This is a genomic window from Streptomyces sp. NPDC029014 (assembly GCF_055564695.1).
Genome location: NZ_JBVHVT010000021.1, coordinates 65,598 through 92,538, shown reverse-complemented (window position 1 = coordinate 92,538; position 26,941 = coordinate 65,598). Strand labels below are relative to the sequence as shown.

At 73.7% G+C, this 26,941-nt stretch carries 23 protein-coding genes; 12 read left to right on the top strand and 11 right to left on the bottom strand.

Annotation, left to right across the window (positions count from 1 at the left end; all coding sequences use genetic code 11):
- Positions 1-49 precede the first annotated feature (49 nt).
- The 5 genes from ACZ4VL_RS14335 (at position 50) to ACZ4VL_RS14315 (ending at position 6,895) form a co-directional block, all read left to right on the top strand.
- On the top strand, positions 50-2,062 hold the full coding sequence (locus tag ACZ4VL_RS14335; RefSeq protein ID WP_468199620.1) for a hypothetical protein: 2,013 nt from the start codon (positions 50-52) through the stop codon (positions 2,060-2,062).
- Positions 2,063-2,162: 100 nt separating this feature from the next.
- Positions 2,163-3,710: a GT4 family glycosyltransferase PelF gene (gene pelF / locus ACZ4VL_RS14330; protein ID WP_468199619.1), complete on the top strand. Its 1,548-nt coding sequence runs from the start codon at positions 2,163-2,165 to the stop codon at positions 3,708-3,710.
- Positions 3,707-5,296 carry a hypothetical protein gene (locus ACZ4VL_RS14325; RefSeq protein WP_468199618.1) on the top strand — a complete coding sequence of 530 codons (1,590 nt, stop codon included), beginning with the start codon at positions 3,707-3,709 and terminating at the stop codon, positions 5,294-5,296. The genes pelF and ACZ4VL_RS14325 overlap by 4 nt, the downstream gene beginning before the upstream one ends.
- A gap of 88 nt (positions 5,297-5,384) precedes the next feature.
- Positions 5,385-6,032, top strand: coding sequence for a spherulation-specific family 4 protein (locus ACZ4VL_RS14320; RefSeq protein ID WP_468199617.1), 648 nt, complete (start codon positions 5,385-5,387; stop codon positions 6,030-6,032).
- 53 nt (positions 6,033-6,085) lie between these two features.
- Entirely contained in the window at positions 6,086-6,895 is an 810-nt protein-coding gene (locus ACZ4VL_RS14315; RefSeq protein WP_468199637.1) for an endo alpha-1,4 polygalactosaminidase, read from the top strand.
- Between the two features lie 39 nt (positions 6,896-6,934).
- Here the strand turns inward: ACZ4VL_RS14315 and ACZ4VL_RS14310 are convergent, their stop codons facing one another.
- From ACZ4VL_RS14310 to ACZ4VL_RS14290, 5 genes are all read right to left on the bottom strand, one after another.
- Positions 6,935-8,179, bottom strand: a complete 1,245-nt coding sequence (locus tag ACZ4VL_RS14310) for a sensor histidine kinase (RefSeq protein WP_468199615.1) — start codon at positions 8,177-8,179, stop codon at positions 6,935-6,937.
- Between the two features lie 55 nt (positions 8,180-8,234).
- Positions 8,235-8,972: a hypothetical protein gene (locus ACZ4VL_RS14305; protein WP_468199613.1), complete on the bottom strand. Its 738-nt coding sequence runs from the start codon at positions 8,970-8,972 to the stop codon at positions 8,235-8,237.
- Positions 8,969-10,693, bottom strand: a complete 1,725-nt coding sequence (locus ACZ4VL_RS14300) for a phosphatidylglycerol lysyltransferase domain-containing protein (RefSeq protein ID WP_468199636.1) — start codon at positions 10,691-10,693, stop codon at positions 8,969-8,971. Before ACZ4VL_RS14300 ends, ACZ4VL_RS14305 begins: the two co-directional genes overlap by 4 nt.
- A gap of 316 nt (positions 10,694-11,009) precedes the next feature.
- Positions 11,010-12,080, bottom strand: a complete 1,071-nt coding sequence (gene cobT / locus ACZ4VL_RS14295) for a nicotinate-nucleotide--dimethylbenzimidazole phosphoribosyltransferase (protein ID WP_468199610.1) — start codon at positions 12,078-12,080, stop codon at positions 11,010-11,012.
- A gap of 153 nt (positions 12,081-12,233) precedes the next feature.
- Positions 12,234-13,448: a bifunctional adenosylcobinamide kinase/adenosylcobinamide-phosphate guanylyltransferase gene (locus ACZ4VL_RS14290; protein WP_468199608.1), complete on the bottom strand. Its 1,215-nt coding sequence runs from the start codon at positions 13,446-13,448 to the stop codon at positions 12,234-12,236.
- Between the two features lie 93 nt (positions 13,449-13,541).
- On the opposite strand from ACZ4VL_RS14290, the gene ACZ4VL_RS14285 reads away from it, so the two are divergent.
- On the top strand, positions 13,542-13,754 hold the full coding sequence (locus tag ACZ4VL_RS14285; protein ID WP_179172899.1) for a hypothetical protein: 213 nt from the start codon (positions 13,542-13,544) through the stop codon (positions 13,752-13,754).
- Between the two features lie 91 nt (positions 13,755-13,845).
- Here the strand turns inward: ACZ4VL_RS14285 and ACZ4VL_RS14280 are convergent, their stop codons facing one another.
- Complete coding sequence (locus tag ACZ4VL_RS14280) at positions 13,846-14,604, bottom strand: class I SAM-dependent methyltransferase (RefSeq protein ID WP_468199635.1); 759 nt, start codon at positions 14,602-14,604, stop codon at positions 13,846-13,848.
- A gap of 50 nt (positions 14,605-14,654) precedes the next feature.
- Positions 14,655-15,263 (bottom strand): DUF3043 domain-containing protein, encoded by a 609-nt coding sequence (locus ACZ4VL_RS14275; RefSeq protein ID WP_468199604.1) that lies wholly within the window; start codon positions 15,261-15,263, stop codon positions 14,655-14,657.
- Between the two features lie 258 nt (positions 15,264-15,521).
- On the opposite strand from ACZ4VL_RS14275, the gene ACZ4VL_RS14270 reads away from it, so the two are divergent.
- Positions 15,522-16,319, top strand: a complete 798-nt coding sequence (locus tag ACZ4VL_RS14270; protein ID WP_468199602.1) for a PspA/IM30 family protein — start codon at positions 15,522-15,524, stop codon at positions 16,317-16,319.
- Positions 16,320-16,332: 13 nt separating this feature from the next.
- The gene (gene pspAA / locus ACZ4VL_RS14265; RefSeq protein WP_468199599.1) at positions 16,333-16,611 is read left to right on the top strand and encodes a PspA-associated protein PspAA; all 279 of its coding nucleotides are present in this window, start codon (positions 16,333-16,335) and stop codon (positions 16,609-16,611) included.
- Between the two features lie 42 nt (positions 16,612-16,653).
- Here the strand turns inward: pspAA and ACZ4VL_RS14260 are convergent, their stop codons facing one another.
- Positions 16,654-17,427, bottom strand: coding sequence for a hypothetical protein (locus tag ACZ4VL_RS14260; RefSeq protein ID WP_468199597.1), 774 nt, complete (start codon positions 17,425-17,427; stop codon positions 16,654-16,656).
- 88 nt (positions 17,428-17,515) lie between these two features.
- Here ACZ4VL_RS14260 and ACZ4VL_RS14255 point away from each other — a divergent pair, with 88 nt between their 5' ends.
- From ACZ4VL_RS14255 to ACZ4VL_RS14245, 3 genes are all read left to right on the top strand, one after another.
- Complete coding sequence (locus ACZ4VL_RS14255) at positions 17,516-18,349, top strand: adenosylcobinamide-GDP ribazoletransferase (RefSeq protein ID WP_468199594.1); 834 nt, start codon at positions 17,516-17,518, stop codon at positions 18,347-18,349.
- Positions 18,350-18,397: 48 nt separating this feature from the next.
- The gene (locus ACZ4VL_RS14250) at positions 18,398-19,099 is read left to right on the top strand and encodes a response regulator (RefSeq protein ID WP_468199592.1); all 702 of its coding nucleotides are present in this window, start codon (positions 18,398-18,400) and stop codon (positions 19,097-19,099) included.
- 182 nt (positions 19,100-19,281) lie between these two features.
- Positions 19,282-22,428 (top strand): efflux RND transporter permease subunit, encoded by a 3,147-nt coding sequence (locus ACZ4VL_RS14245; protein ID WP_468199589.1) that lies wholly within the window; start codon positions 19,282-19,284, stop codon positions 22,426-22,428.
- Positions 22,429-22,592: 164 nt separating this feature from the next.
- Here ACZ4VL_RS14245 and nadA read toward each other — a convergent pair whose 3' ends face one another.
- Entirely contained in the window at positions 22,593-23,792 is a 1,200-nt protein-coding gene (gene nadA / locus ACZ4VL_RS14240; RefSeq protein ID WP_468199587.1) for a quinolinate synthase NadA, read from the bottom strand.
- 298 nt (positions 23,793-24,090) lie between these two features.
- Between nadA and ACZ4VL_RS14235 the strand changes: the two genes are divergently transcribed.
- Positions 24,091-24,447: a HesB/IscA family protein gene (locus tag ACZ4VL_RS14235; protein ID WP_114058871.1), complete on the top strand. Its 357-nt coding sequence runs from the start codon at positions 24,091-24,093 to the stop codon at positions 24,445-24,447.
- Between the two features lie 861 nt (positions 24,448-25,308).
- On the opposite strand, the gene ACZ4VL_RS14230 is transcribed toward ACZ4VL_RS14235, so the two are convergent.
- Complete coding sequence (locus tag ACZ4VL_RS14230; RefSeq protein WP_468199585.1) at positions 25,309-25,539, bottom strand: hypothetical protein; 231 nt, start codon at positions 25,537-25,539, stop codon at positions 25,309-25,311.
- An 89-nt stretch (positions 25,540-25,628) separates the two neighbouring features.
- Complete coding sequence (locus tag ACZ4VL_RS14225; RefSeq protein WP_468199583.1) at positions 25,629-26,873, bottom strand: helix-turn-helix domain-containing protein; 1,245 nt, start codon at positions 26,871-26,873, stop codon at positions 25,629-25,631.
- Between the last annotated feature and the right edge of the window lie 68 nt (positions 26,874-26,941).

The window sequence follows — 26,941 nt, the reverse complement described above, 5'->3', positions numbered from 1 at the left end:
GTCGAGAGTGCCTGCGGGGGGAAAGGCCGAAATGGTCAACAAAAGCCGGATGAACAGGGTTGCGGCCGCAATGGCCGTCGCAGCGCTGGTATCCGTGGCATTGCCCGGCGCGTCCGCCCAGGCTGCCGCCGCCACACCGCGCATCGACCTGAAAGTCCTCGTCGTCGACGACGGCGGCAGCTCGGTGGAGGCGATCACCGCCGAGCTCCGCGACACGGGGGTGCCCTACACGCGCGTCCAGCTGGGCAGCAGCGGTCGCCCGGTGATCGACGCCGCGTTCCTCAGCGACGTCGTCGACGGCCGGCCGCGCGCGAAGTACCAGGGCGTCGTGCTGCCGAACGAGAACCCGTTCGGGGAGGGCTCGGCCGAGATGGCGGCGCTCGTCGCGTACGAGACCGCGTACGGGATCCGCCAGGTCGACGCCTACACCTGGGCCCACCCGGGCGTGGGCCTGGAGTACACCGACAACGGCGGCTACAGCGGCCAGCTCGACGGCACGCAGGCGGCCGTCACGGCCGCCGGCAAGGCGGGCCCCTTCGGCTACCTCGGCGGCCAGGTCGCCTTCGAGGACAACTCCGCCCTGGTCCCCGAGAGCTACGGCTTCATGGGCAGGCCGCGGGCCGGCTACACCAGCTACGTGGACGCGCCCGTCGGCTCCGGCCGCGCCTCGCTGGTCGGCGAATACGCCCACGACGGCCGCAGCGAACTGGTCGTCACCTTCGGCTACAACCAGTACCAGCAGCAGTTCCGGCTGCTCGCCCGCGGCATCGTCGACTGGCTGACCCAGGGCGTGCACCTCGGCCAGAGCCGCAGCTGGTTCGCGGTCCACGTCGACGACGTCTTCGCCCCGGACGCCCGCTGGAACAAGGAGCTCGACTGCACCCCCGGCGACTACGCCTGCGCGGGCGGCGAGGGCAAGGAGAGCACCATCCGGATGTCCGCCGCCGACGCCCAGTACGCGGCGCAGTGGCAGCAGGCCAAGGACTTCAAGCTCGACATGCTCTTCAACGGCGGCGCCGGCGAGGAGTGGAAGGCCGAGAACGGCGGGACCGACGCCCTCACCGCACAACTCGTCGCGGACCGGGCCAAGTACCGCTGGCTCAACCACACCTACACCCACCCGTTCCTCGGCTGCACCCAGGACACCACCACCGTCCCCTGGACCTGCGTCAAGAACGCGAGCGGCGCCGTCACCTGGATGAGTCGCGCCGAGATCTCCGCCCAGATCCGCGACAACGTCAACTGGGCGACGTCCAAGGGCATCAGCGTCGACCGCACCGAGCTCGTCACCGGCGAGCACTCCGGCCTGAAGACCCTCCCGCAGCAGGGCCAGGACAACCCCAACCTCGCGGGCGCGCTCGCCGACAACGGGGTGAAGTGGGTCGGCAGCGACAACTCGCGCGAGCCCGCGCAGCGGCCGGTCGGCGCCGCGCAGACCGTCCCCCGCCACCCGATGAACGTGTACTACAACACGGGCACCAACGCGGAGATGGCCGACGAGTACAACTGGCTCTACACCAGCCGCGCCCAGGGCGGCAGCGGCATCTGCGAGGACAACCCGGCGACCTCCACCTGCCTGCCCGCCCCCCTCGACACCGCCACCGGATACCTCGAACAGATCGTGCCGGCCGAGGCCCGCACCGCCCTGCGGCACGTCCTGGCCAACGACCCGCGCCCGCACTACGTCCACCAGTCCAACCTCGCCGAGGACCGCACCCTCTACCCCGTCCTGGACCGGGTCCTCGACACCTACCGCACCCTCTACGCGCCCAACACGCCGATCGTGAACCAGAGCACGAAGGAGATCGGCACCGAACTCGGCCGCCGCGCCGCCTGGGACAAGGCGCTCGCCGCGGGCCGGGTCACCGCGTACCGGATCGGCACCGCCGTCACCGTGAAGGCCCCCTCCGGGGTCCTCGCCCCGATCACCGCGCCGAACGGCACCAAGAAGCAGCTCCTGCTGGGCACGGCCGACTTCGGCACGGCCTACGCCGGCAACCGCTCGGCCTGGACCGGCCCGGAGCTGCTCCAGAGCTCGGTCACGCTCCGCCTGCCGGGCTGACCGCGGCCGCACCCGATCCCACCGGCCGAGCGGGTCCGATCCCCGCTCGGCCGCAGCCCTGCGAGCCTCACAACATCACAGTCCGGGGGGACATACCGCAATGAGCCATGGGCGTCACGTCACCATGCTCACCGAAGGAACCTATCCGCACGTCCACGGGGGAGTCAGCACCTGGTGCGACCAGCTGGTGCGGGGCATGCCGGAGGTCGACTTCAACGTCATAGCCCTGACCGGTACCGGCCGCGAGCCGGTCACCTGGGAACTGCCGCGCAACGTCTACCGGCACACCGCCTTCCCCCTGTGGGGACCCGCCCCCGGCCGCGGCCGCGGCACGGCCCTGCGCGGCAAGGCGCACCGCCGGTTCACCGAGACCTACGAGGCCTTCCTCCTCTCCTTGCTCGGCCCCCCGCCGGCCACCGCCGGGCGAACCCCCGCCCCCGGGCACGGCGGGTTCTCCGAGGCGCTGCGCGAACTCGCCGTGCTCGCCCGCTCCGGCCGGCTCGCCCACGCCCTGCGTTCCGAAACGGTCCTGCGCCTGCTGATGGCCGTGTGGACCCGCCCGGACCTGCCCACGGCCGCCGCCGCACCCACCGTCCACGACGCGCTCACCGCCACCGACCTGCTGGAACACGCGCTGCGCCCGCTGGCCGTACGGATCCCGCCCGACAGCGTCGCCCACGCCGTCAGCAGCGGCCTCGCCACCCTGCCCGCGCTCGCCGCCAAACACCTCGAAGGGGTGCCGTTCCTGCTCACCGAGCACGGCATCTACCTGCGCGAGCGCTACCTCGGCTACCGCCGGGCCGCCGAGCGGTGGCCCGTCAAGGCCCTCGTCCTCGGCTTCTACCGCGAGCTCAACTCCGAGGGCTACCGGCAGGCCGACCTGATCACCCCCTGCAACCAGTACAACCGCCGCTGGGAGGAGCGGGGCGGAGCCGACGCCGACCGGATCCGCACCGTCTACAACGGCGTCGACCCGTACGCCTTCCCCGAGGCCGGCCCCGAACCCGAGGTGCCCACCCTCAGCTGGTGCGGCCGCATCGATCCGATCAAGGACCTCGAAACCCTCATCCGCGCCTACGCGTTCATGCGCGCCGAGCTGCCCGCCCTGCGGCTGCGTCTGTTCGGCCCCGTCCCGGCCGGCTGCGAGGACTACCGGCTCCGCCTGGAGAAGCTCGCCGCCGAACTCGGGGTCGGGGACGGGATCACCTACGAGGGCCGGATCGCGGAGGTCGCCAAGGCCTACGCCGCCGGCAGCATCGTGATGCTCTCCAGCATCAGCGAGGGCTTCCCGTTCAGCATCATCGAGGCCATGTCCTGCGGTCGGACCACCGTCTCCACCGACGTCGGCGGGGTCCGCGAGGCCGTCGGCGACACCGGCCTCGTCGTCCCGCCGCGCGAACCCGAGACCATGGCCCGCGCCGCACTCGCCCTGCTCCGCGACGACCGGCGCCGCAGCGAGCTGGGCCGGCTCTCCCGCAAGCGGGTCGTCGAGAAGTTCACCCTCCACCAGTCCGTGGACGGCTTCCGGCACATCTACCGCGAACTCGCCGGCCAGCCCGTCCTGCCCGTCCACGAGGGCGACCACTGGACCCAGCGGCTCGCCGACCCCTGGTACCGGGAACTCGCGGCCGACGGGAGCCCGTGGTGAGCGGATCCCTCTGGCTGCGCGTCCCCGGCGGCGACACCCTGCCCGCCCTCCCGCGCCCCCGCCGCACCGCGGCGGGGGCCGAGCCCACCGCGGCCGACCCGATGGACGAACTCGCCGAGCGCCTCGACGGGTTCATCGCGGCCGCCGTCCACCCCGACGAGATCGCCGCCATCCTGGAGTCCGACGGGATGACCGACGAGCACATCCGGCTCACCTACGGCCGCCGCGACTCCTTCGACCTCGCCGAGCAGCTGTACACCCGGGTGCCGCGCGCCTTCCCCGAGCCGGAGGAGCGCACCGATCCCTGGAAGGTGTCCCTCGCCGCCTGCCTCCTCCGCGGGGTGATCTTCGCCCTGCCCGGCCTCGCCTACGTCCTCGGCGCACCGCTGCTGGAGGGCCCGCCGGACCGGCTCGGACTGCCCGCCGGAACCCTCACCCTGCTCGCCGGAGCCCTCATCGGCTGGGTGTGGGACCAGACCCTGTCCCACCGCGCCTACTCCTGGCTGGGCCTGGGCGACCGGGCCGCCGCCGGGCGGACCCTGCTCGTCGGCGCCCCCACCGGCGCCCTGCTCGGCATCGCCGCCGCGCTCACCGTCCCCGGCGGGCCGCCGTTCAGCTACGCCTTCGCCGCCGGGCAGGCCGTGTACGTCGGGGCCGCCACCGTCCTGCTGGTCCTCGGCCGGGAGCGGCTGCTCGTCGCCGCGCTCGCGCCCATGACCGCGGGGGCCGTCCTCGCGCTCCTCACCGACCTGCCCGTGCCCCTGCGCGTGGCCCTGCTCCTCGTGTCCCTGCTGGCCGCCTGCACGCTGGCGCTGCGCGAACTGCCGCTGGTCCCGGGCGTACGGGCCCTCGCGCGGCGGATCCGCGACCGGTCGCAACAGCGCCCCGGCCGGGGCCGCGGCCGGGGCCCCGGCCGGCTCCCGGGCGGGCCGGGCGGTCCGGGCGGTCCGGTGCGCTGGCGGATGCTGCGCGGCGCCGAGGAGGAGTACGGGCCGCGCGGCCCCCGGCTCGGCGAGTCCGTCCCGTACGGGGTGTTCGGCCTCGGTACCGGCCTGCTGGTGCTGTACGCCGCCCTCGGCGAGGTCCTCGCCGGCGGCCCGGCCGAAGCCGTCGCCGCGCCCTCCGCGGTGGCGCTCACGCTGAGCATGGGGCCCGCCGAGTGGCTGCTCCACCGGTTCCGCAGCAGGAGCCTCGCCGGGCTGCGGGCGGCCCGCTCGCCCCGGCAGTTCCGGCTGCGGATGCTCGGCACGCTGGCCCGCTGCATGGCCGTGTACCTGGCGGTGCTGCTCGTCCTCGGCGTGGTGGGAACCCTGTTCTGGCCCGGCGCGCCGGGCATGACCGGGGTCCGCGTCGCGACGCTGCTGCTGCTCGGCGGCGTGATGTGGACCGGGCTGCTGCTGCAGTCCTTCGGCGCGGTCCGGGCCGCCTCCGTCGTCTGCGCCTGCGCGGCCGTCGCGCAGAGCCTGGCCCTGCTGCTGGGGGTGGGGCAGCCCCGGCTGGTGCAGCTGGTCGTGGCGGGCACGGCCGCGGCCGCCCTCGCCGCGCTGGTCTGCCTGTTCCTCGGCCGGGCGACGGCACACCGCTGACCGCGCCCGCGGACGCCCTCCCCGTGACCCGTACGACCCGCCCCGACCTGACCCGATCTGATCCGACCCGTCTGAGAAGAAGGACCCCATGCTGCTGGTGCCGCTCTACGAGCACCCCGACGACCGGCCCGACGACTGGGAGCTGCTGATCCGCTCCGCGGGCCGGCTCCACTCGGTGGTCCTCAACCCGGCCAGCGGGCCGGGCGAGGCCCGCGACGCACGGTTCGCCGTCGTCGCCGAGCGGCTGCGCGACGCCGGCGTCCCCGTCCTCGGCTACACCGACACCGACTACGGGCGCCGCCCCCACGCCGACGTCGTCCGGGACCTGCTGCGCCACCGCGACTGGTACGGCGCCGACGGGGCCTTCCTCGACCAGGCCGCCCCCGACCCGGCGCTGCTCGGCCACTACGGCCGGCTCGCCGTCGCCGCCCGGGCCGCGGGCGCCCGCACCCTCGTCCTCAACCACGGCGTCCACCCGGACCCCGGCTACGCCGAACTCGCCGACCTCCTCGTCACCTTCGAAGGGCCCTGGGACGCCTACCGGGACGCGGCCGTGCCCTCCTGGACCGCCGACCACCCCGCCGGCCGGTTCTGCCACCTCGTGTACGCCGTCCCGCCGGGCGCGCCCGCCGCCGAGCTCGCCCGGCAGCGGCGGGCCGCCGTGCACTGCGCGGTCCCCGGAACCGGCGCGCACCCCTGGGGCACCCTCCCGCACGCGCTCCGGGACGCGCGGTGAGGGGCCCGGCGGCGTCCGGTCCGGCGCCCCGGCACCCGCGGCGGAGGCGTCCGCTGCGGCGGCTCGGGGCGGCGCTGCTGCTCGTACCGCTGCTGCTCCTGGCGGCCTGCACCGCCGAGCCGGACGGCGGGGAACCGGACCCGGGCCTGGCGCCCGCGCCGGAGGGGCGCTGGCAGCCGCGGCCCGGCACCGGATGGCAGTGGCAGCTCACCGGGAAGCTCGACACCTCCGTGGAGGCGCCCGTGTACGACGTCGACGGCTTCACCACGACGGCGGAGCAGGTCGAGACGCTGAAGAGGGCCGGGCGCCGGACCATCTGCTACCTGTCCACGGGGGCCTGGGAGGACTTCAGGCCCGACGCGGCGGCCTTCCCCGCGGAGCTCCTCGGCAAGGGCAACGGCTGGGAGGGCGAGCGCTGGCTGGACGTCCGGCGCCGCGCCGAGCTGGAGCCGCTGATGGCCAAGCGCATCGACATGTGCCGCGACAAGGGCTTCGACGCCGTGGAACCGGACAACATGGACGGCTACACCAACGACACCGGGTTCCCGCTGACCGCCGAGGACCAACTGCTCTACAACCGGCTGGTCGCGCGGCTCGCCCACGACCGGGGGCTCGCGGTCGGGCTGAAGAACGACCTGGACCAGATCCCGCAGCTGGTGGGCGACTTCGACTTCGCGGTCAACGAGCAGTGCGTCCAGTACGAGGAGTGCCAGGAGCTGGTCCCGTTCGTCAAGGCGGGGAAGGCCGTCTTCCACGTCGAGTACGAGCTTCCGACGAGCCGGTTCTGCAGCCTCACGCGGAAGCTGAAGTTCAGCTCCCTGCAGAAGGAGTACGAGCTGGGGGCCTGGCGCAAGGCCTGCTGAGCCCCGCGCCCGTCCCGCGACGCCCCGCAGCACCCCATCTCACTTCACGGGCAGGACGACGTGCACCCGGTAGCCGCCGCCGTAGCGGGGCCCGGCGAAGCAGGAGCCGCCCAGGGCGCCGGCCCGCTCCCGCATCCCGAGGAGCCCGTGCCCGCCGCCCTCCTCGGCGGCCGCCGCGGAGGGGGCCGCGTCGGAGCCGCTGCCGCCGCCGTCGTCGAGGACGGTGACCTCGGTGGAGGCGCCCACCCGGACCACGCTGACCTCGGCGCTGGCGCCCGGGCCGGCGTGCTTGCGCACGTTGGTCAGCGCCTCCTGGATGACCCGGTACGCCGCCAGGTCCACGGCCGCCGGCAGCGGACCGCCGTCCCGGCTCGGCTCCGGGTCCAGGTCCACCATCACCTTCACCGGCAGCCCCGCGTGCCGGAAGGTGTCCACCAGCTCGTCGAGCCGGGCCAGCCCCGGGGCCGGCTCGGTCGGCGCCTCCGGGTCGCCGGACTGGCGCAGCAGGCCGACCGTGGCGCGCAGTTCGTTCAGCGCCGAGCGGCTGGCGTCCCGTACGTGGGCCAGGGCCTCCTTGGCCTGGTCGGGGCGCTTGTCCATGACGTGCGCGGCCACCCCGGCCTGCACGTTGACCAGGGCGATGTGGTGGGCGACCACGTCGTGCAGATCGCGGGCGATCCGCAGCCGTTCCTCGGCGACCCGCCGCCGGGCCTCCTCCTCGCGGGTCCGCTCCGCCCGCTCGGCCCGCTCCCGGATGGCGTCGACGAAGGCCCGCCGGCTGCGGACCGCGTCGCCCGCGGCCGCGGCCATGCCGGTCCAGGCGAACACGCCGACGTTCTCCTGCGAGTACCAGGGCAGCGGGCCGGAGGCCAGCATGGCCACGCCCGTCAGGCCGGCCATGGTCAGCAGGCCGAGGCGCCAGGTGGTGGGCCGGTCGGTGCGGGAGGCCAGCGTGTACAGGGCGATCACGGCGGCCATGGCGACGGGCGCCCGGGGTTCGCCGGAGGCGAGTTCCACCACGGACAGCCCGACGGTGGCGGCGAGCACGGCACGGGTGCGCAGCCGCCGGAAGACGAGGGCCGCCGCGGCCAGCAGCATCAGCACCAGCGACAGCGGATCGGGGGTGCGGGTGCCGAAGGTCGGCCCGTGCGGGCCGCGCGGGTCGACGAACGAGCCGAGGACCATTGCGACGAGCGCCCCGAGCGCGAGGACGGCGTCGATGGCCAGCGGATGGGCCCGCAGCCACCTCCGGGTGGCGGGGAACGGCCCGAGGTCTGTCGTCACCCCGATACGGTACGGCCTGCTCCGGCCCGGGTGGTCCGGCCGCCGGAGAACGGGGTCAGCGGTGCGGGCGGGGCCGTGGGGGCGCGGCCGCGGGCGGCAGCGGGCGCCGCCGCGGCGGGGCGGCGGCGCGCTGCGGGCCCCGCGCGGCGAGGGCCAGGCACAGGCCGAGGACGGCGGCGATGGCCGCGAGGTGCTCCTTGCCGGCCAGGTTGTCCTTGACCAGCACCTCGCCGATCATGGCGGTGACCACCAGGGCGCCGGTCAGGTGCGCGCGGTGGCGCCAGCACAGGTAGAGGGCGAGGCCCACGACCGCCGCCGACGGGCCGGTGTCGTTGACGACCCGGTCGGACAGCGGCAGGCCGAGGGGATGGTCGGGCCCCAGCGCGAGCCCGAGCCGGGCGTACGTGGTCCCGGCGAGGGTGGCGACGTAGCCGAAGGCCAGCGTGCGCCACCAGCCGATGCAGATCTCCGCGATCCCGAACACCAGCAGGATCTGGACGAGGGCCCCCCACACGGGCAGGTCCAGCGCGGGGACGAACAGCGACAGCGGGGTCCGCAGCAGGGCCAGCCAGAACGGGTCGGTGGCCTTGACCGACCCGAGGTTCTGGACGGGCCGGAACCCCCAGGAGGTGTTCTGGACGATCTGGAAGACGAAGGTCAGGCAGACGGCCCCCAAGGTCATCGGGAGGGCCCGCCAGCGGTCGCGGACGAGGGCCTCCCGGACGGTCCCGCACAGGGGCCCCCACTCACGGCGGGCGAACCGCCGCAGTGGGGCCGTCGTCCACGCTGTCAACGATTGGTCTCCAGATGTCTGCGGTTGAGCCACTTAGGCAGCCCGGGAGCCTCCAGGAAGCCCTCGGCCCGGCCCGCGGCGATGCCGATCCGCAGCAGGTCGGAGCTCTTCTCGAAGAGCATGAACCGCGGCTCCCAGATCGGCCGGTATTTGGCGTTGGCCCGGTAGAGGGACTCGATCTGCCACCAGCGGGAGAAGAAGCTGAGCAGCGAGCGCCACATGCGCAGCACCGGACCCGCGCCCAACTTGGACCCCCGTTCGAAGACCGAGCGGAACATCGCGAAGTTGAGCGAGACCTGTGTGACGCCGATCTCCTTCGAGCGTTCGAGGAGTTCGATGACCATGAACTCCATCAGACCGTTCTCGGAGTCGCGGTCACGGCGCATCAGGTCCAGCGACAGGCCCTTGGGGCCCCACGGCACGAAGGACAGCAGCGCCCGCAGGTCGCCGTTGCCGTCGGTGCACTCCAGCATCACGCACTGGCCGTCGGCCGGGTCGCCGAGGCGGCCCAGCGCCATGGAGAAGCCGCGCTCGGTGGCGCCGTCGCGCCAGTCGTCGGCGCGGCGCACCAGCTCGGCCATCTCCTCGGCGGGGATGTCGGCGTGCCGGCGGATGCGGACGCCGTAGCCGGCCCGCTTGACCCGGTTGAACGCCTGCCGGACGGTCCGCATCGCACGGCCCTCCAGGGTGAACTCGGCGGTCTCGACGATCGCCTCGTCGCCCAGCTCCAGCGCGTCCAGGCCGTGCCGGGCGTAGATCTGCCCGGCCTCCTCGCTCGCGCCCATCACGGCGGGCACCCAGCCGTGCTCGCGGGCCTCGGCCAGCCACGGGTCGATGGCGCCGGGCCAGGCCTCGGGGTCGCCGATCGGGTCGCCGGAGGCCAGGGAGACACCGCCGACGACGCGGTAGGTGACGGCCGCCTTCCCGGTGGGGGACCAGATGACGGACTTCTCGCGGCGCAGTGCGAAGTAGCCGAGGGAGTCGCGGTCGCCCTGCCTGGCCAGCAGCGCCCGCAGCTTCTCCTCGTCCTCCTCGGTGATCGGGTCCACGGCCCGGCGGGAGCGGAACGCGGCGAGCAGCACCGCCAGCAGCAGCACCATCGACATGACGTTGATGACGACGTCCACCCAGGCGGGGGTGGTGATGGCCGCGTAGTCGCGGGCGTCGGGGTCCAGGGTGATCAGGCGCATCGCGCCGTAGCGCCACCGGGCGAGGAACGTGGCCTCGGAGGCGTCCGGGTCGGTGTTGGCGGCGCCGACGATCAGCGCGGCGAGCAGCGAGGTGACGAGCAGGCCGACGGCGGCGACGGCGGTGGCCAGCTTGGGGTTGGAGCGGTCGCCCTTGGCGTAGAACTCCTTGCGGCCCAGCAGCAGGGCGCCGACGAACGACGCGGTCAGGACGAGCGACACCCAGTTCTGGGTGTGGTCGCGGAACTCCGGGTAGCAGACGTCGAACTCGCCGCCGGTGCACGGGGCGAAGGCGGCGACGGCGAAGGCCAGCAGGAGCAGTCCGGCCAGCACCAGGTTCAGGATCCACGCGGCCCGCTTGCGCCGGCCCATGGTGACGGCGAGCAGCAGCGAGAACAGGCCGGACGCGAAGCCCGCCGTGAGCAGGTACGGGGTGTAGAAGTCCTCGGTGTTGTGGCGGCGCAGGTCCTGGCCGAGGGACACCCAGACCGCGCTGAGGAAGTTCACGAAGGTGACGGCGCGCAGGTACCACACCGCGAACGCGGCGCTGCGGCGGGAGCGGACGGATCCGCGGCCGCCGCCCTCGTCCTTCTTCCCGTCGGCGTCCTTCGCGGTGGCATTCGCGGCGCCCTTCGCCCCGTCCTTGGCGGTGGTGTCGTCCTTGGCGGGCTGTCGGTCCTGCGGCGCCTGTCGGGCGCGCGGGGCCTGTGCCGTCTTTGCGGCATTCCGGTCAATATCTGCGCTGGTCAAGCGGGCCTCTCCCATGAAACGCGATCATATGGGGCGCCACCGACCACGACCGGCCGGGTCGGGGAGCCACGGCCGGTCGCGGCCACGGCTCCCCGCCGGTTCAGTCCTCCCGCTCCGGCTCCGGCTCGGCCCGCTCCGGCAGCTCCGCCGCGAGTGCGGCAGCCGCCTGGACCAGGGGGAGCGCCAGCAAGGCCCCGGTTCCTTCCCCTACGGTGACGCCGTGCGAGAGCACGGGGTTGAGCGCCATTCGGTCAAGTGCCTTCGCCTGGCCGGGTTCGCCGCTCGCCTGGCCGGCCAGCCACCAGTCCGGGGAGCGGAACGCGGCCCGCTGGGCCACCAGTCCGCAGGCTGCCGAGACGACCCCGTCGAGGATCACCGGCGTACGGCGCACCGCGCACTGGAGCAGGAATCCGGTGATCGCGGCGACGTCCGCCCCGCCGACCGCCGCGAGCAGCGCCACCTGGTCGCCGAGGACCGGGCGGGCCCGGCGCAGCGCGTCCCGGATCGCCGCGCACTTGCGCATCCAGGTCAGGTCGTCGATGGGCTGCCCGCCGCGCCCGGTGACCACCGAGGCGTCGGTGCCGCACAGCGCGGCGACGAGCACCGCGGCGACGGTGGTGCCGCCGACGCTCAGGTCCCCGAGGACGACCAGGTCGGTGCCGGAATCGGCCTCCTCGTCGGCGATGCGCATGCCGAGCCGGATCGCCTCCTCGGCCTCCTCGCGGGTGAGGGCGTCCTCGACGTCGATCCGGCCGCTGCCGCGGCGCACGCGGTGCCGGACCACGTCCTCGGGCAGCAGGCCGGGATCGCAGTCCAGGCCGGCGTCCACGATCCGCACCGAGGCCCCGAACCGCCCGGCGAGGATCGCGACGGGCCCCGCCCCGTTGAGTACGGAGCGCACCAGCTCGTGGGCGCTGCCGGCGGCCCGGGCGGACACCCCGGCGGAGGCGATCCCGTGGTCGGCGGCGAACAGGACGACCCGGGGCCGCTCGATCGGCTCGACCGGAACCCGCCCCTGCGCGGCGGCCAGCCACTCGGCGAGCTCGTCGAGCCGCCCCAGCGACCCGGCCGGCACGGCCAGCCGCGCACGGCGCTCCTCGGCGTCGCGGCGGACGCCGCCGTCGGGCCGCTCGATCAGATCGGAGAAGTCGTCGAGATTCAGGGTGGTCATCTGCCAGAGCGTACAGCCGGTAAGGCCCTGCCCAAGCCCCTCTCCGGGCCCGCCCCGCGCCCCGTTTCCGGGCGGTCGGACAGCCCCGTGCCCGGCCCCGCCCGGGGCCCTCTGCGGGCCCGCCGGACCGCCCCGGCCGTCGGACGGCCGGGATCAGTCCTTCAGGACCAGCGCCTGCCCGGCCACCACCAGCAGCACGTGCTCGCACTCGCCGGCCACCGCGCTGTTCAGCCGCCCGAGCTCGTCCCGGAAGCGGCGGCCCGAGGCGGTCGCGGGCACGATCCCCGAGCCGACCTCGTTGCTGACGGCCACCACCGTGCGGCGCGTCGCCCGCAGGGCCGCCACCAGCTCCGCCACCCGCTCCTGCAGCTCCTTGCGGCCGCGGCCCGCCCACACGGCGTCGTCCCAGGCGCCCGCCCGGTCCATGGCGTCCGTCAGCCACAGCGCCAGGCAGTCGATCAGCAGCGGCGGCCCGCCCTCCGTCAGCAGCGGCGCCAGCTCGCAGGTCTCCACCGTCCGCCAGTTCCCGGGCCGCCGGTCCCGGTGCAGCCCGACCCGGGCCGCCCACTCCGGGTCGCCCTCGCGGGTCCCGGAGGTGGCCACGTAGACCACCTCCGGGAAGCCCGCCAGCCGCCGCTCCGCCTCCACGGACTTCCCCGAGCGGGCGCCGCCCAGCACCAGCGTCCGGCGCGGCAGGTCCGGCACCGCGTGGTACTCGCCCACGGTCACCGTCGTCCCGTCCGGCACCGCGCGCGCCCCGGCCGCCGCGCACCGCCGCTCCAGCTCGCGCCCCGGCGGGGTGTCGTGGTCCAGGTGCACCGCGATCACGTCCGTGGTGGGCCCGGCGGCGCCCTCCGCCCGGAGCCGGGCCAGCGCCTCCGGCCGGCCCAGCACGTCCGCGAGGACCATGTCGTACGGGCGCTGCGGGAACCCGAGCCCGCCGCGCTGCTGCCCGGCCGGCGCCGCGCCGGGGGGCAGGTACAGCAGCCTGCTGCCGTCCGGGCCCGTCACCTCGTACCCGGTGCCCGGCGCGTCCATCGGTACCGCCCGCACCCGGTGGCCGCTGATCACCGCGAGCTCCCGCCCGTCGGGCACCCGCACGGCCGCGGGCAGTCCGGGCGGCAGTTCCACGGCGGGCCCGTCGTGCGGATGGGTCAGCAGGACCTGCCGCACACCGGCCAGCGAGTGCCCGGCCCGGGCCCCGGCCAGGACCGCCCCGGGGGTCAGGTCGAGCAGCAGGGCCCCGTCCACGAGCAGGGACGTCGCGGCGCGCGCCCGGGGGCCGACGGAGACCGCGCAGGCGGCGCAGGGACAGCCGGGGCGGGGCAGTCCTTCGGGGGTACCGGTGCCGAGCAGAGTGAGTTCCACGAGAAGATCCTCCCGCGTCCCCGGGACTGGTGCGCGCCCGGCTACTCTGCGGGCAGACTCAAGGCGAGCAGCGGACGAGCAACGGAGGCGGACATGGCGTGGACGTGGCGTTTCGAGACGGCCGACGGCAGCGAGACGACCCCTGCGGTCACCCCGGAGGAGTTCACCACGCAGGGCGACGCGGAGTCCTGGATCGGGGAGTACTGGAAGGAACTGCTGGAGGGCGGTACCGAGCGGGTGAAGCTGTCCGACGACAGCGGGACCGAGCTGTACGCGATGAGCCTGCGCGAGGCGCTGGACGCCTGATCCGGGCGCAGTGCGCGCCCCGGGTCCCGACAGGGGCCCGGGGCCGCCGCGTGCCGGGGGCCGTACGGGGAGTGGTGCGGGGGAGCGGTGGTCAGCCGCGGACGCCGCACAGGTGCAGCAGCGCCGCCACCCCGCGGTAGGGGTCGGTCCGCCCGGCGCGGTCCTCGGCGGCCAGGAGCCGCTCCAGGTCCTCGTCCGGGGGGAGCGTCCCGCCGGCCTCGGTGCCGTCGGTGAAGACGCGCACCCCGTACCAGGTGTGCAGGGGGGCGCCGATCCCGGACAGCGTGGACGTGAGGTCGGCGAGCCGGTCGGCCCGTACCTCCAGGCCCAGCCGGTTGGTGTAGTCGACGCTCTCGAAGGCGGACAGGGCGGCCGACCAGTCGCCGTCCAGTCCGGGCCGCATCGCGAGCGCGTCGCCGTTGCGCACCAGCAGGGACAGCAGCCCGCCGGGGGCGAGCATGCGGGCCAGCCCGGCCAGCATGCCGTCCGGCTCGGACACGTACATCAGTACGCCGTGGCACAGCACGATGTCGAAGCTGCCCGGGGTGAAGTGGGCGCCGGTCTCGCGCCCGTCCCCCTCCAGCAGCTCGACCCGGTCCCGGATGCCGGCGGGCTCGGCCTCCAGCGCCGCCCGGGCGACGGCCAGCATGCCGGGGTCCTGCTCCAGGCCGGTCACCCGGTGCCCGGCGCGGGCGAGCCGCAGCGCCTGGGTGCCCTGGCCCATGCCCACGTCCAGGACGCGCAGCCGCTGTCCGACCGGGAAGCGCTGCGCGATCTGCTCATCGACCTGCCGGCCCACGAGTTCCTGGCGGACGGCGTTGCGCAGGCCGCCCAGGCCTTCGAGCCACAGCCTGGCGCCCTGCGCGAATCCGTCCCCCGCCCCCCCGGGCCTGTCTGCGCTCAGGGCCGTTCCCCGCGCTTGACCTGCGGCTTCGGCAGGCGCAGGCGGCGCATCTGGAGGGTACGCATCAGGCCGTACGCGACCGCGCCGCGGCGCGGCTGGTCGGCGAAGCGCTCGTTCAGGGCCTTGCGCAGGCGGAACGCCAGACCGATCGAGTCGAGGATGATCAGGGCGATCACGGCGAGCCAGAGCAGCAGGGCCACGTTCTGGATCTGCGGCTGCCGGATCATGCTGAGCACCAGGATGATCACGGCCAGCGGCAGGAACATCTCGGCGACGCAGAAGCGGGAGTCGACGAAGTCGCGGACGAAGCGGCGCACGGGACCCTTGTCGCGGGTCGGCAGGTAGCGCTCGTCGCCGCTGGCCAGCGCCTCGCGCTGCTTGGCCAGCTCGACCCGGCGCCGCTCACGGGCCCGTCGGGCGTCCTCCTTGCGGTCGCCGGTGGAGACCACCGCAGCCTTGCGCTGCGACTGGGCCACGGCGCGCTTCGGCGTCGGGCGGCCCTTGGGGGCCTGCGGGTCACGGGACTTCGAGAGGTCTGCGCTCACCTTGTCGGTGGCGGCGGCCTTCTCTTCCTTGGAGGAACGGCTACCAAACACAAAACCCAAGCCTACGTGGTTGCGCACCGGTACCCCACCCCGCTCGGGAACGATCCGGCAACGGCGGGCGTCTGGAGCGGTGCAGGGTTCGTGCGGGACGCGTCGGGGGATCCCCTCCTCCTTCCGCCTGACAAGGGCGACGGCACAGTCGTCCTGGAGGAGGAGCGCATCCGCTCACGAACAGTGCGGTAATGGAGACAGGGCCCGTACTGTGGGTCTTGTTGGTGACCTGGAGCGAAGTCCGTCAGAAGGGGGCGCGCGAAGCCCATGAGCGGTGTCATGAAGCGTATGGGGATGATCTTCCGCGCGAAGGCGAACAAGGCCCTTGACCGGGCCGAGGACCCGCGCGAGACCCTCGACTACTCGTACCAGAAGCAGCTGGAGCTGCTGCAGAAGGTGCGCCGCGGCGTCGCGGACGTCGCCACCTCCCGCAAGCGCCTGGAACTGCAGCTCAACCAGCTCCAGACCCAGTCCGCCAAGCTGGAGGAGCAGGGCCGCAAGGCGCTCGCGCTCGGCCGCGAGGACCTGGCCCGCGAGGCGCTGTCCCGCCGCGCCTCGCTCCAGCAGCAGGTCAGCGACCTGCAGGTGCAGCACGAGACCCTGCAGGGCGAGGAGGAGAAGCTGACCCTGGCCGCGCAGCGCCTCCAGGCCAAGGTGGACGCCTTCCGTACGAAGAAGGAGACCATCAAGGCCACCTACACCGCGGCCCAGGCCCAGACGCGGATCGCCGAGTCCTTCTCCGGCATCTCCGAGGAGATGAGCGACGTCGGCCTGGCCATCCAGCGGGCCGAGGACAAGACCGCCCAGCTGCAGGCCCGCGCGGGTGCGATCGACGAGCTGCTGGCCTCTGGCGCCCTCGACGACCAGAGCGGACTCGGCGCCAAGGACGACATCCAGGCCGAGCTGGACCGCCTCTCGGGCGGTACGGACGTGGAGCTGGAGCTCCAGCGGATGAAGGCGGAGCTGGCCGGCGGCCCGTCCGCCCAGCAGCAGGCCATCGAGGGCGGCGCCCCCGGTACCGCCCAGCAGCAGTCGCAGACCCAGCACCGGTTCGACAAGCAGTAGGACGGGGCCCGTCATGATTGTCCGGATCATGGGGGAAGGTCAGGTGACGGTGGCGGACAGCCACTTCGCCGAGCTCAACAGGCTGGACGACGAGCTGCTCGCGGAGATGGAGGGCGGCGACGAGGCGGGCTTCCGGCGCACGCTGCACGCGCTGCTCGACGCCGTGCGGCAGCTCGGCGCGCCACTGCCCGACGACGTGCTGGAGCCGTCCGAGCTGATCCTGCCCGCGCCCGACGCCTCGCTCGCCGAGGTCCGGGAGATGCTCGACGACGGCGGGCTCATCCCGGGCTGACCGCCGGCCCCGGCAGTACGGGGCCACGGTGGCGGCACCAGGTCACGGCGGCGGCGGTTCCTTCGGGGCCGCCGCCCGCTCCGGATCGGGGGTCCCCCCGATGAAGTTCTCGAAGCGGCGGCGCTTGGCCGCCCAGCGCCGGTCGTGGTGGAAGGCCCGCAGGCCCGCCTTGGCGCGGGCCCGCGGCCGGTTCGCGTAGAACCGCTTCGCGTACGGGGAGCCGGGCCGGGCCAGCCGGACCGCGCCGATCAGCGCCACGAACGGGATCACGACCCCGAACAGCGCGGTCCGCGCCTTGCCCTTCCACAGGGCGACCAGGGCCAGGAAGAAGTTCAGGGCGGTGTTCATCGCCACCAGGCCGCGGTTCTGCCGCTCGTCCGCCGTCAGGTCGTTGACCCCGAACGGCAGGAACCCGCTCAGCACCAGCGCCACCAGCGCGGCCGTGAGCACCACGATCTCGACGCTCTTGCGGCCCTGCTCGCTCCAGTAGACGTCGTCGAGGTGCAGGATCAGCGCGAACTCGTCCAGGACCAGACCCGCGCCCAACCCGAAGAGCACCGCCGAGATCAGCGAGCCGAGACCGCGCGCGCCGCTGGCGACGGAACCGAAGCCGCCGATGATCACGAGGACCACCCCGGGCACCACGTGGTGGACGTGCAGGCCGCCCGGCGTGACGTTCCTGAACGGCCCCCGGCCGGCCCGGATCAGACGGGTGATGACACGGGTGACCAGGAACGACGTCACGAACGACAGCAGGGCGAGGAGCAGCGGGAGCTTCCCCGGCTCGACGATGTTCCGGTACCACCAGTGACCCATACCGCCAGCTCCTTGTTGTGGCAGCTTCCCCTTTTTATCCCGCATTGGGCAATTTACCGGGAGGGATGAGCGGGTAGCGTTCGCGCCGATGACAGATACGTTCGACGACCAGCCCCCGCCCTCGCGCCTGGTCCCGCCCGCAGAACGCGCCTCGCTCCCCGACGGGATCCGCTTCGCGTTCGGCACGCTCACCGTGCTGCCCGCCCGCATCACCCGCTGGGACCGGCCCGCGGCCCGCACCGGCATGGCCTGCGCGCCGCTCGCCGGACTCGTCGTCGGCGTGCTCGCCGCCGCCGCCGGCACCCTCCTGCTGCTGCTCGGCGGGGGCCCGCTGCTCGCCGCCGCGGTCACCGTGGCCGTACCCGCCGCCCTGACCCGGGGGCTGCACCTCGACGGCCTCGCCGACACCGCCGACGGGCTGGGCTGCGCCAAACCGGCCGCCGAGGCCCTGCGCATCATGAAACGGTCCGACATCGGCCCGTTCGGGGTGGTCGCCCTGCTCCTGCTGCTGCTGATCCAGGTCGGGGCACTCACCGACGCCTACGCCGACGGCTGGGTCCGCGGCGCCTCCGCGGCCGTCGTCGCGGCCGTCACCGCCCGCCTCGCCATGACCCTGGCCTCCCGGGACGGCGTCCCCCCGGCCCGCCTCGAAGGCCTGGGCGCGGCCGTCGCCGGGGTGGTCCCGCGGGCCGCGGCCGCGCTGGCCGCCGCCGCCGTCACGGTCCTGGCCGCGGCCGCCGCCCTGCCGCTGGGCCCGCTCGCGGCCGTCCGGCAGGCGGCCGCGGTCCTGGTGGCCCTGGCGGCGGCCGAGTTGCTGCTGCGCCGCTGCGTGCACCGCTTCGGCGGGGTCACCGGGGACGTCTTCGGTGCCCTGGCCGAGGTCTCCGCGGCGGCCGCGCTGATCGTCCTGGCCCTGGGCTGACCGCCCCGCGTGCCCGGCGGCCCGCCCGCGGCACGTAGGGTCGGGGCCGTGGAAGAGACGCCGACGCCCATCAAGGTGCTGCTCGCCGACGACCAGGCCCTGCTCCGCAGCGCCTTCAAGGTGCTCGTCGACTCCGAGCCCGACATGGAGGTCGTGGGCGAGGCCTGTGACGGGGCCCAGGCCGTCGAGCTCGCCCGCCGCACCCTGCCCGACGTGGTCCTCATGGACATCCGGATGCCCGGCACCGACGGCCTCGCCGCCACCCGCATGATCAGCCAGGACCCGGCGCTCGCCGGGGTCCGGGTGGTCATGCTGACGACCTTCGAGGTCGACGAGTACGTCGCCTCGGCCCTACGGGCCGGCGCCTCCGGCTTCCTCGGCAAGGGCGCCGAACCGGAGGAACTGCTCAACGCCATCCGGGTCGCCGCCGCCGGCGAGGCCCTGCTCTCCCCGGCCGCCACCAAGGGGCTCATCGCCACCTTCCTCGCCCAGGGCGGCGGCGCCGGCCCCGCCGCGCCGACCGCGGAGGACGCCGAGCGGCTCGCCGCACTCACCGGCCGGGAACGCGAGGTCCTCGTCCACGTCGCCGGCGGCCTGTCCAACGACGAGATCGCCGGGCGGCTCCAGGTCAGCCCGCTCACCGTCAAGACCCACGTGAACCGGGCCATGGCCAAGCTCGGCGCCCGCGACCGGGCCGGGCTCGTCGTCATCGCCTACGAATCGGGGCTGGTCCGACCGCGCTCCGAGTAGCGCCCGCCGTACGCCTTCGTACTCGTGCGTGTACTACGGACGCGGTATGCCGCGGGTAAGGACAGGACCTGGGGGCGACGCAGCGGCCTCCCGGCATCGGCGAGGCTTGAGTGCCGGCCGCGGCTTTCGCGGCCCTCTCGGCCGGCCCTGCCCAGACCGACTGCAGAGAGAAACCCACGCCCATGTCCTGGCTGTCCCGATTCAGCCTGGCCCAAAGAGCACTGATCGGCCTCGTGTCGATCACCGCGCTGCTCTTCGGCGCCATAGCCATCCCGCAGCTCAAGCAGCAGCTGCTGCCCTCCATCGAACTGCCGATGGTCTCCGTGCTCGCCCCGTACCAGGGTGCTTCCCCCGACGTGGTGGAGAAGCAGGTCATCGAGCCGATCGAGGCCAACCTCAAGGGCGTGGACGGCATCACCGGCATCACGTCCACCGCCAGCGAGGGCAACGCCCTGATCATGGCCTCCTTCGACTACGGCGACAGCAGCACCAAGCAGCTCGTCGCCGACGTCCAGCAGGCCGTGAACCGGGCCCGCGTCCGGCTGCCCGCCGACGTCGACCCGCAGGTCATCGCCGGCTCCACCGACGACATGCCCACCGTCGTCCTCGCCGTCACCTCCGACAAGGACCAGCAGGCCCTCGCCGACCAGCTCGGCCGCAGCGTCGTCCCCGTCCTGGAGGACATCAAGGGCGTCGGCCAGGTCACCGTCGACGGCGCCCAGGAACTCCAGGTCACCGTCACCCCGGACAACGCGAAGCTCGCGGCGGCCGGCCTCGACGGCGCCGCCCTCGCCCAGGGCCTCCAGGCGGGCGGCGCGGCCGTGCCCGCCGGCTCCTTCGACGAGGAGGGCAAGAACCGGACCGTCCGCGTCGGCGGCGGCTACACCTCCCTCGCCCAGCTGGAGGACCTCCGCCTGAGCTCGGGCCCCGGCAAGTCGGCCGTCCGCCTCGGCGACGTGGCCTCCGTCAGGCAGGAGCCCGCCAAGCCGGTCTCGATCACCCGCACCAACGGCAAGCCCAGCCTCGCCGTCGTCCTGACCATGGACAAGGACGGCAGCGCCGTCGCCATCTCGGACGCCGTCAAGGAGAAGCTGCCCGAACTGCGCACCGCGCTCGGCTCCGGCGCCGAGCTCACCGTCGTCGCCGACCAGGGCCCGCCGGTCGCCAAGTCCATCTCCAGCCTCACCACCGAGGGCATGCTCGGCCTGCTCTTCGCGGTGATCGTGATCCTGGTCTTCCTCGCCTCGCTGCGCTCGACGCTGGTCACCGCGGTCTCCATCCCGCTGTCCGTCGTCCTCGCGCTGATCGTGCTGTGGGCCGAGGACCTGTCGCTCAACATGCTGACCCTGGGCGCCCTCACCATCGCGATCGGCCGCGTCGTCGACGACTCGATCGTGGTCCTGGAGAACATCAAGCGCCACCTCGGCTACGGCGAGGAGCGCGAGGAGGCCATCCTCACCGCCGTCAAGGAGGTCGCCGGCGCGGTCACCTCCTCGACGCTCACCACCGTGGCCGTCTTCCTGCCCATCGGCTTCGTCGGCGGCATGGTCGGCGAGTTCTTCGGACCGTTCTCCCTCACCGTCGCCGCGTCCCTGCTGGCCTCGCTGCTGGTGTCCCTGACGGTCGTGCCGGTGCTCTCGTACTGGTTCCTGCGCGCCCCGAAGGGCGTGACCGCCGGCGACACCGAGAGCGCGGAGAAGGCGCGCCGCGAGGCCGAGGAGAAGGAGGCGAAGAGCCGCATGCAGCGCGGCTACGTCCGGGCCCTCGGCCTGGTCACCCGCCGCCGGGCGAGCACCCTCGTGCTGGCCGCCGTGGTCTTCGTCGGCACCCTCGGCATGACCCCCCTGCTGAAGACGAACTTCTTCGACCAGGGCGAGCAGGCCGTCCTCACCGTCAAGCAGCAGCTCCCGGTCGGCGCCTCGCTGGCCGCCGCCGACGAGGCGAGCCGCAAGGTGGAGAAGGCCCTCACCGGGGTCGAGGGCGTCCAGGACTACCAGGTCACCGTCGGCTCTTCCGGCTTCCTGGCCGCCTTCGGCGGCGGCACCGGCTCCAACCAGGCCACCTACCAGGTCGTGCTGGACGACGCCGGCGACAGCGAGGCCGTCAAGAAGCGGCTGGAGGAGACCCTCGGAAAGCTCGACGGCATCGGCGACACCAGCATCTCCGCGGGCGGCGGTTTCGGCAGCCAGAACCTCAGCGTCGTCGTCAAGGCGGGCGACGCCGGCGTCCTCGCCAAGGCCGCCGAGCAGGTCCGGGCCGAGATGGCCACCCTCAAGGACGTCACCGACGTCCAGAGCGACCTCTCCCAGTCCCTGCCCCGCATCTCGGTGACCGCCACCCCGAAGACGGCCGACGCCGGCCTGAACCAGGCCGCGCTCGGCGCGCTCGTCGCCCAGGCCGTACGCGGCACCCCGGCGGGCAAGGCCGTCCTGGACAACACCGAGCGGGACATCGTCATCAAGTCCGCGCAGCCGGCCACCACCCTGGCCCAGCTGCAGGCGCTCCCCGTCGGCCCGGCCAAGCTCGGCGACATCGCCGAGGTCAAGGTCGTGCCCGGCCCGGTGTCGATGACCCGCATCGACGGCGCCCGCGCCGCGACCGTCACCGCCAAGCCGGTCGGCGACAACACCGGCGCCATCGGCGCCGAGCTCCAGACGAAGATCAGCGCGCTGAAGCTGCCCGAGGGCGCCACCGCCACCATCGGCGGCGTCTCCGAGGACCAGGGCGAGGCCTTCGCCCAGCTGGGCCTGGCCATGCTCGCGGCCATCGCGATCGTGTTCATGCTGCTGGTGGCCACGTTCCGGTCGCTGGTGCAGCCGCTGATCCTGCTCGTCTCGATCCCGTTCGCGGCGACCGGCGCCCTGGGCCTGCTGCTGGTCACCGGCACCCCCATGGGCGTCCCGGCCATGATCGGCATGCTGATGCTCATCGGCATCGTCGTGACCAACGCGATCGTCCTGATCGACCTGGTCAACCAGTACCGGGCGCAGGGCCTCGGCGTCGTCGAAGCGGTCATCGAGGGCGGCCGGCACCGTCTGCGGCCGATCCTCATGACGGCCCTGGCGACGATCTTCGCGCTGCTCCCGATGGCGCTCGGCGTCACCGGCGAGGGCGGGTTCATCTCGCAGCCGCTGGCCGTCGTCGTGATCGGCGGCCTGGTCTCCTCGACCCTGCTGACGCTGCTGCTCGTGCCGACCCTCTACACGATGGTCGAGCTCCGCAAGGAGCGCCGCCGGGCCAAGCGCACGGCCCGTCGTGAGGCCGTCCCGGCCCCGGTCCCGCAGCAGGCCGAGGCCGAGGCCGACGAGCAGACCCCGGCCGGCGTCTGACGCACCGACCGGCCCCGCCGGACCCCGCGCGAGCGGGCCCGGCGGGGACCGGCCGGGCCCGGCCGCACCGAAACCGAAGGGCCGCCCCTCATGCCAGGGGCGGCCCTTCGGTCGTACGCGGATCCCAGCGCGGGAGCCGTGGGCGCGTCGTGCGCGCCGGGGAGTTACGGGAGGGCGAGCATCCGCTCCAGGGCGAGCTTGGCGAAGCTCTCGGTCTCCTTGTCGACCTGGATCTGGTTGACCAGGGTGCCCTCGGCGAGGGACTCCAGGGCCCACACCAGGTGCGGCAGGTCGATGCGGTTCATCGTCGAGCAGAAGCAGACCGTCCGGTCGAGGAAGACGACCTCCTTGCCCTCCGGGCCGAAACGGTTCGCCAGGCGCTTGACCAGGTTCAGCTCGGTGCCGATGGCCCACTTGGAGCCGGCCGGGGCCGCCTCCAGCGTGTTGATGATGTACTCCGTCGAGCCGACGTAGTCCGCGGCCGCCACGACCTCGTGCTTGCACTCGGGGTGGACCAGCACGTTCACGCCGGGGATGCGCTCGCGGACGTCGTTGACCGAGTCCAGCGAGAAGCGGCCGTGGACCGAGCAGTGCCCGCGCCACAGGATCATCTTCGCGCCGCGCAGCTCCTCGGCGGTCAGGCCGCCGTTCGGCTTGTGCGGGTTGTAGACGACGCAGTCGTCGAGGGACATGCCCATGTCGCGGACGGCGGTGTTGCGGCCCAGGTGCTGGTCCGGCAGGAAGAGCACCTTGGTCTGCTGGGGCTCCCCCTGCTCGAAGGCCCAGTCCAGGGCCCGCTTCGCGTTGGAGGAGGTACAGATCAGGCCGCCGTGCTTGCCGGTGAAGGCCTTGATGTCGGCGGAGGAGTTCATGTACGAGACGGGGACCGTCACGTCGGCTATGCCCGCCTCCGTCAGCACGTCCCAGCACTCGGCGACCTGCTCGGCGGTGGCCATGTCGGCCATCGAGCAGCCGGCGGCCAGGTCCGGCAGGACGACCTTCTGGTCGTCGCCGGTCAGGATGTCCGCGGACTCGGCCATGAAGTGGACGCCGCAGAAGACGATGTACTCGGCCTCCGGCTTGGCGGCCGCGTCGCGGGCCAGCTTGAAGGAGTCGCCGGTGACGTCGGCGAACTCGATGACCTCGTCCCGCTGGTAGTGGTGGCCGAGGATGAAGACCTTGTCGCCGAGCTTCTCCTTGGCCGCGCGGGCGCGTGCCACCAGGTCCGGGTCCGACGGCGAGGGCAGGTCGCCGGGGCACTCCACCCCGCGCTCGCTCTTGGGGTCGGCTTCGCGGCCGAGCAGCAGCAGGGCAAGGGGCGTCGGCTGGACGTCCAAAGGCTGGGCGGTGGTCACGACACGCACCCTTTCTGTTCTGCGACTACGAGACTTCAGTTTCGACTTCTCGTCTATTTGACGCTATCTATGATAGCTGGTTCACGTCACTTTGACGATGGCCATAGTGTCGATGTGACGCATTCGCTCGTGACGAACCCGTCGCTGCGCCCGGCCCTCCGGTCCGCCCCGGTGTGCGAGCATGAATGACTGAAACACGCGTCGGGTCCGGAATGAATCCGCGACCCCGCTCGTTGCCATCGACGGCAAGAGTCCGACGTTTCCCTGCCTGAGGCGGGGAGCCGCCCCACTTCGGGAGTGAATGCAGATGTCCGTACAGGACGACAAGACCACCGTGAGCGACGGCATCCTCCTGTCCGACGCCGCCGCCGAGAAGGTCAGGACCCTTCTGGAGCAGGAGGGCCGCGATGACCTGGCGCTCCGCGTCGCCGTCCAGCCCGGCGGCTGCTCCGGCCTGCGCTACCAGCTCTTCTTCGACGAGCGCTCCCTCGACGGGGACGTCGTCAAGGACTTCGGCGGCGTGAAGGTCGTCACGGACCGGATGAGCTCCCCCTACCTCCAGGGCGCCTCGATCGACTTCGTCGACACCATCGAGAAGCAGGGCTTCACGATCGACAACCCGAACGCCACCGGCTCCTGCGCCTGCGGCGACTCGTTCAGCTAAACCACGGCCAGAGCTGCGGAACCCCGTCCCCCGGGGAACCGCGCCCCCGCCCATGAAAGGCCCCCGGCGCCTCCACGGCACCGGGGGCCTTCCGGCGTCCGCAGAGGCCCGCCGGCGTGGCCTGCCTCACGCCCCGGGCGCGTAGCAGGCTCCGCACTGGACGTTCCGCGGCGCGTGCGATTCCGGATCGACCATGACGGTCACCCCGAACCCGTGGGGGCAGACCCGGCGGGGCCGCCCCCCGGGCCGGTGCTCGACCCGCGACCTGTCCCAGCCCGCCACCAGCTCGCGGAACCGGGGGTCGACCCAAACCCCTCGCGGCTCCCCTTGAGGATCTTCACTCACCGCAACTCTTCGCGTGCGTAACGTAGCGACCGACCTTAGAGGAGAACGGTCCGGTCGGGCGACGTTCGCCGCCGGGCCGTGCAGGTACGCGTCCGGTCCGTGGCGCGGCCGTCCGGCGGCGGACCGGTTACGGGGCGTCCTGTCGCGGCCGGGCGGCGACGGGGTCCCGTGGTCCGGCCCGGCGGCAATCGGCCTCGTGCAGTACGGCGCCGCCCTCCGGGCCGCCGAGCGGGAGCGGCTCCGCCCCGCAGCCAGGGCAGGGCGGCGGCCGGGAGATGTGCGTGCCGGTCGGGTAGGAGGCCGGGTCCGTCACCCCGGGCCTCCCGGGAGGCAGGCCCACACGTCGGCGTCGAGGAGGTATCCGCCGTCGTGGCCCATGACCCACGCCGCGGTATGCGCGGGGGCCCTCCAGGAGCTTGCCGCAGGTGACGCACGCGTAGCCGCGCGCCTGCTCGATGGTGAGGTCCCAGAACGAGTCGGGGAGCGGCGCCTCGGCGCAGGCTGAGGTCCGCGCCGTCACGACGGCCCCCGCATCTGCGCGGCGGGGATGGTGAACTCCCGTGCGTCCCGGCCGCGGATCCAGGCGACGTCGTGGCGCCCGTTGGGGGCGCCCGGCCTGCGTTCGACGGTGACGTCCATCAAGCGGCCGGACCGGCCGCTGTTCGCGTCCTCGACGTGCCGTCCGATCCAGGCGTGCGGCACCGAAGAGCCCAACCGCTCCGTGCCCGGGCTCTCGCGTACGTCCATGGCCGTTCTCCCTACCGTCGTCAGCGGGTGGTGCGACGACGGTAGGGCGCGGTGCGTGATGACAGGGGCATGGATTGTGCCCCTTTGTTTCAGGCCGTCAGAAGGCCGAGGCGCTGCGCCAGTTCGGACGCGCGACGGCGTCGGGCCGGGCTCTTCGACTCGGCCTCTTCCAGGACGATGCGGCGGGCATAGCCGTTGTACTGCACGGTCTCCGGTGCGGTCGCGTGGGCCTGCGCGAGGGTGGCCAGCGCCACGTCGGGCTGCGCGTCGAGGTGGTAGCCGCGCGCCTGCTCGATCCGGTGCCGGGCCCGCCGCGGCCGGGACGGAATCGCCTCCGCCTCCGCGCGGGCGGCCTGCCGCGCCGACTCCCGGCCCGCGCGCAGCTCGACCGCCACCGTGACCGCGTGCGCGCCGATGACCGCCCGCGAGAACGACGTCACCGGGTGGTAGTACGCCTCCGGCAGCGACTCCGCGAGCGCGCGGGCCTCGTCCCAGTACCGCCATGCCGTCCCGGTCTCCCCGCGCTTCGCGGCCGTCAGGCCGGCCTCGACGGTCAACGCGCCGGCCACGGCCCGCACATCCGTGCCGGCGTCGGGGAGCAGCGGCTCCAGGTACCGGAGGGTCTCCACCGTGATGGCGTCCGCGGCGTCGTACGCCCCGCTGTCCCGGTGGGCATGGGTGGTGAGCCAGGCGGCAAGGCCCATCGCATGCGGGTCCTCGGAGTCCTGGGCCGCCGTCATGCCCCGCTCGGCGACCCGCCACAGGAGCGGCGCGTCGGGCTGGTAGGCGCAGAAGAACTGCGCGAGGGCGTACACCTCCGCCAGCCGGGCCTGGGCGGCCTTGCGGTCGGCGATCGTCTCCGCCTGCCGGACCGCCGCCTGCGCGTCCCGGATCAGATCGGGCAGCAGCGCGCCCACCACCTCGCGGTGGTTCGGCGCCGAATGCCGTGCCGACCACGCCCGGGCAAGCCGCGCATCCAGATGGGCGGCGGGGGGCGCCTCCCGGCCACCGGCAACCGGGAACGCGTTCAGCGCTTCGCGGACGGCGGCGAACCGCGGGTGCCCGGGGCCGGCGAAGAGGTCGGCGCGCATGGACTGGTTCCCCGTGAGGTCCGACAAGTCCCGTACGCGCAGTACCTCGGCGATCCTCAGGATGACCGGCAGGGCCGGTGTCTTCAGCCGGCCGGTCTCGACCGCCTTGACCCAGGAACCGGACCGGGCCACGAGGCCGCCGAGCTGTTCGCGGGTGAGCCCGCGGCGTTGGCGGAGGATCTGCATTCTCTGGCCGAACACCAGCGGGTCGGCATACGGGTCCGGGGTGGTGTCGGTGGACATAGCGGCCTCGCCCCTCTCCTAGCAGCTCGTCACTCACAGCGTAGGGGGCAGGGCCCATCCGTGTGATC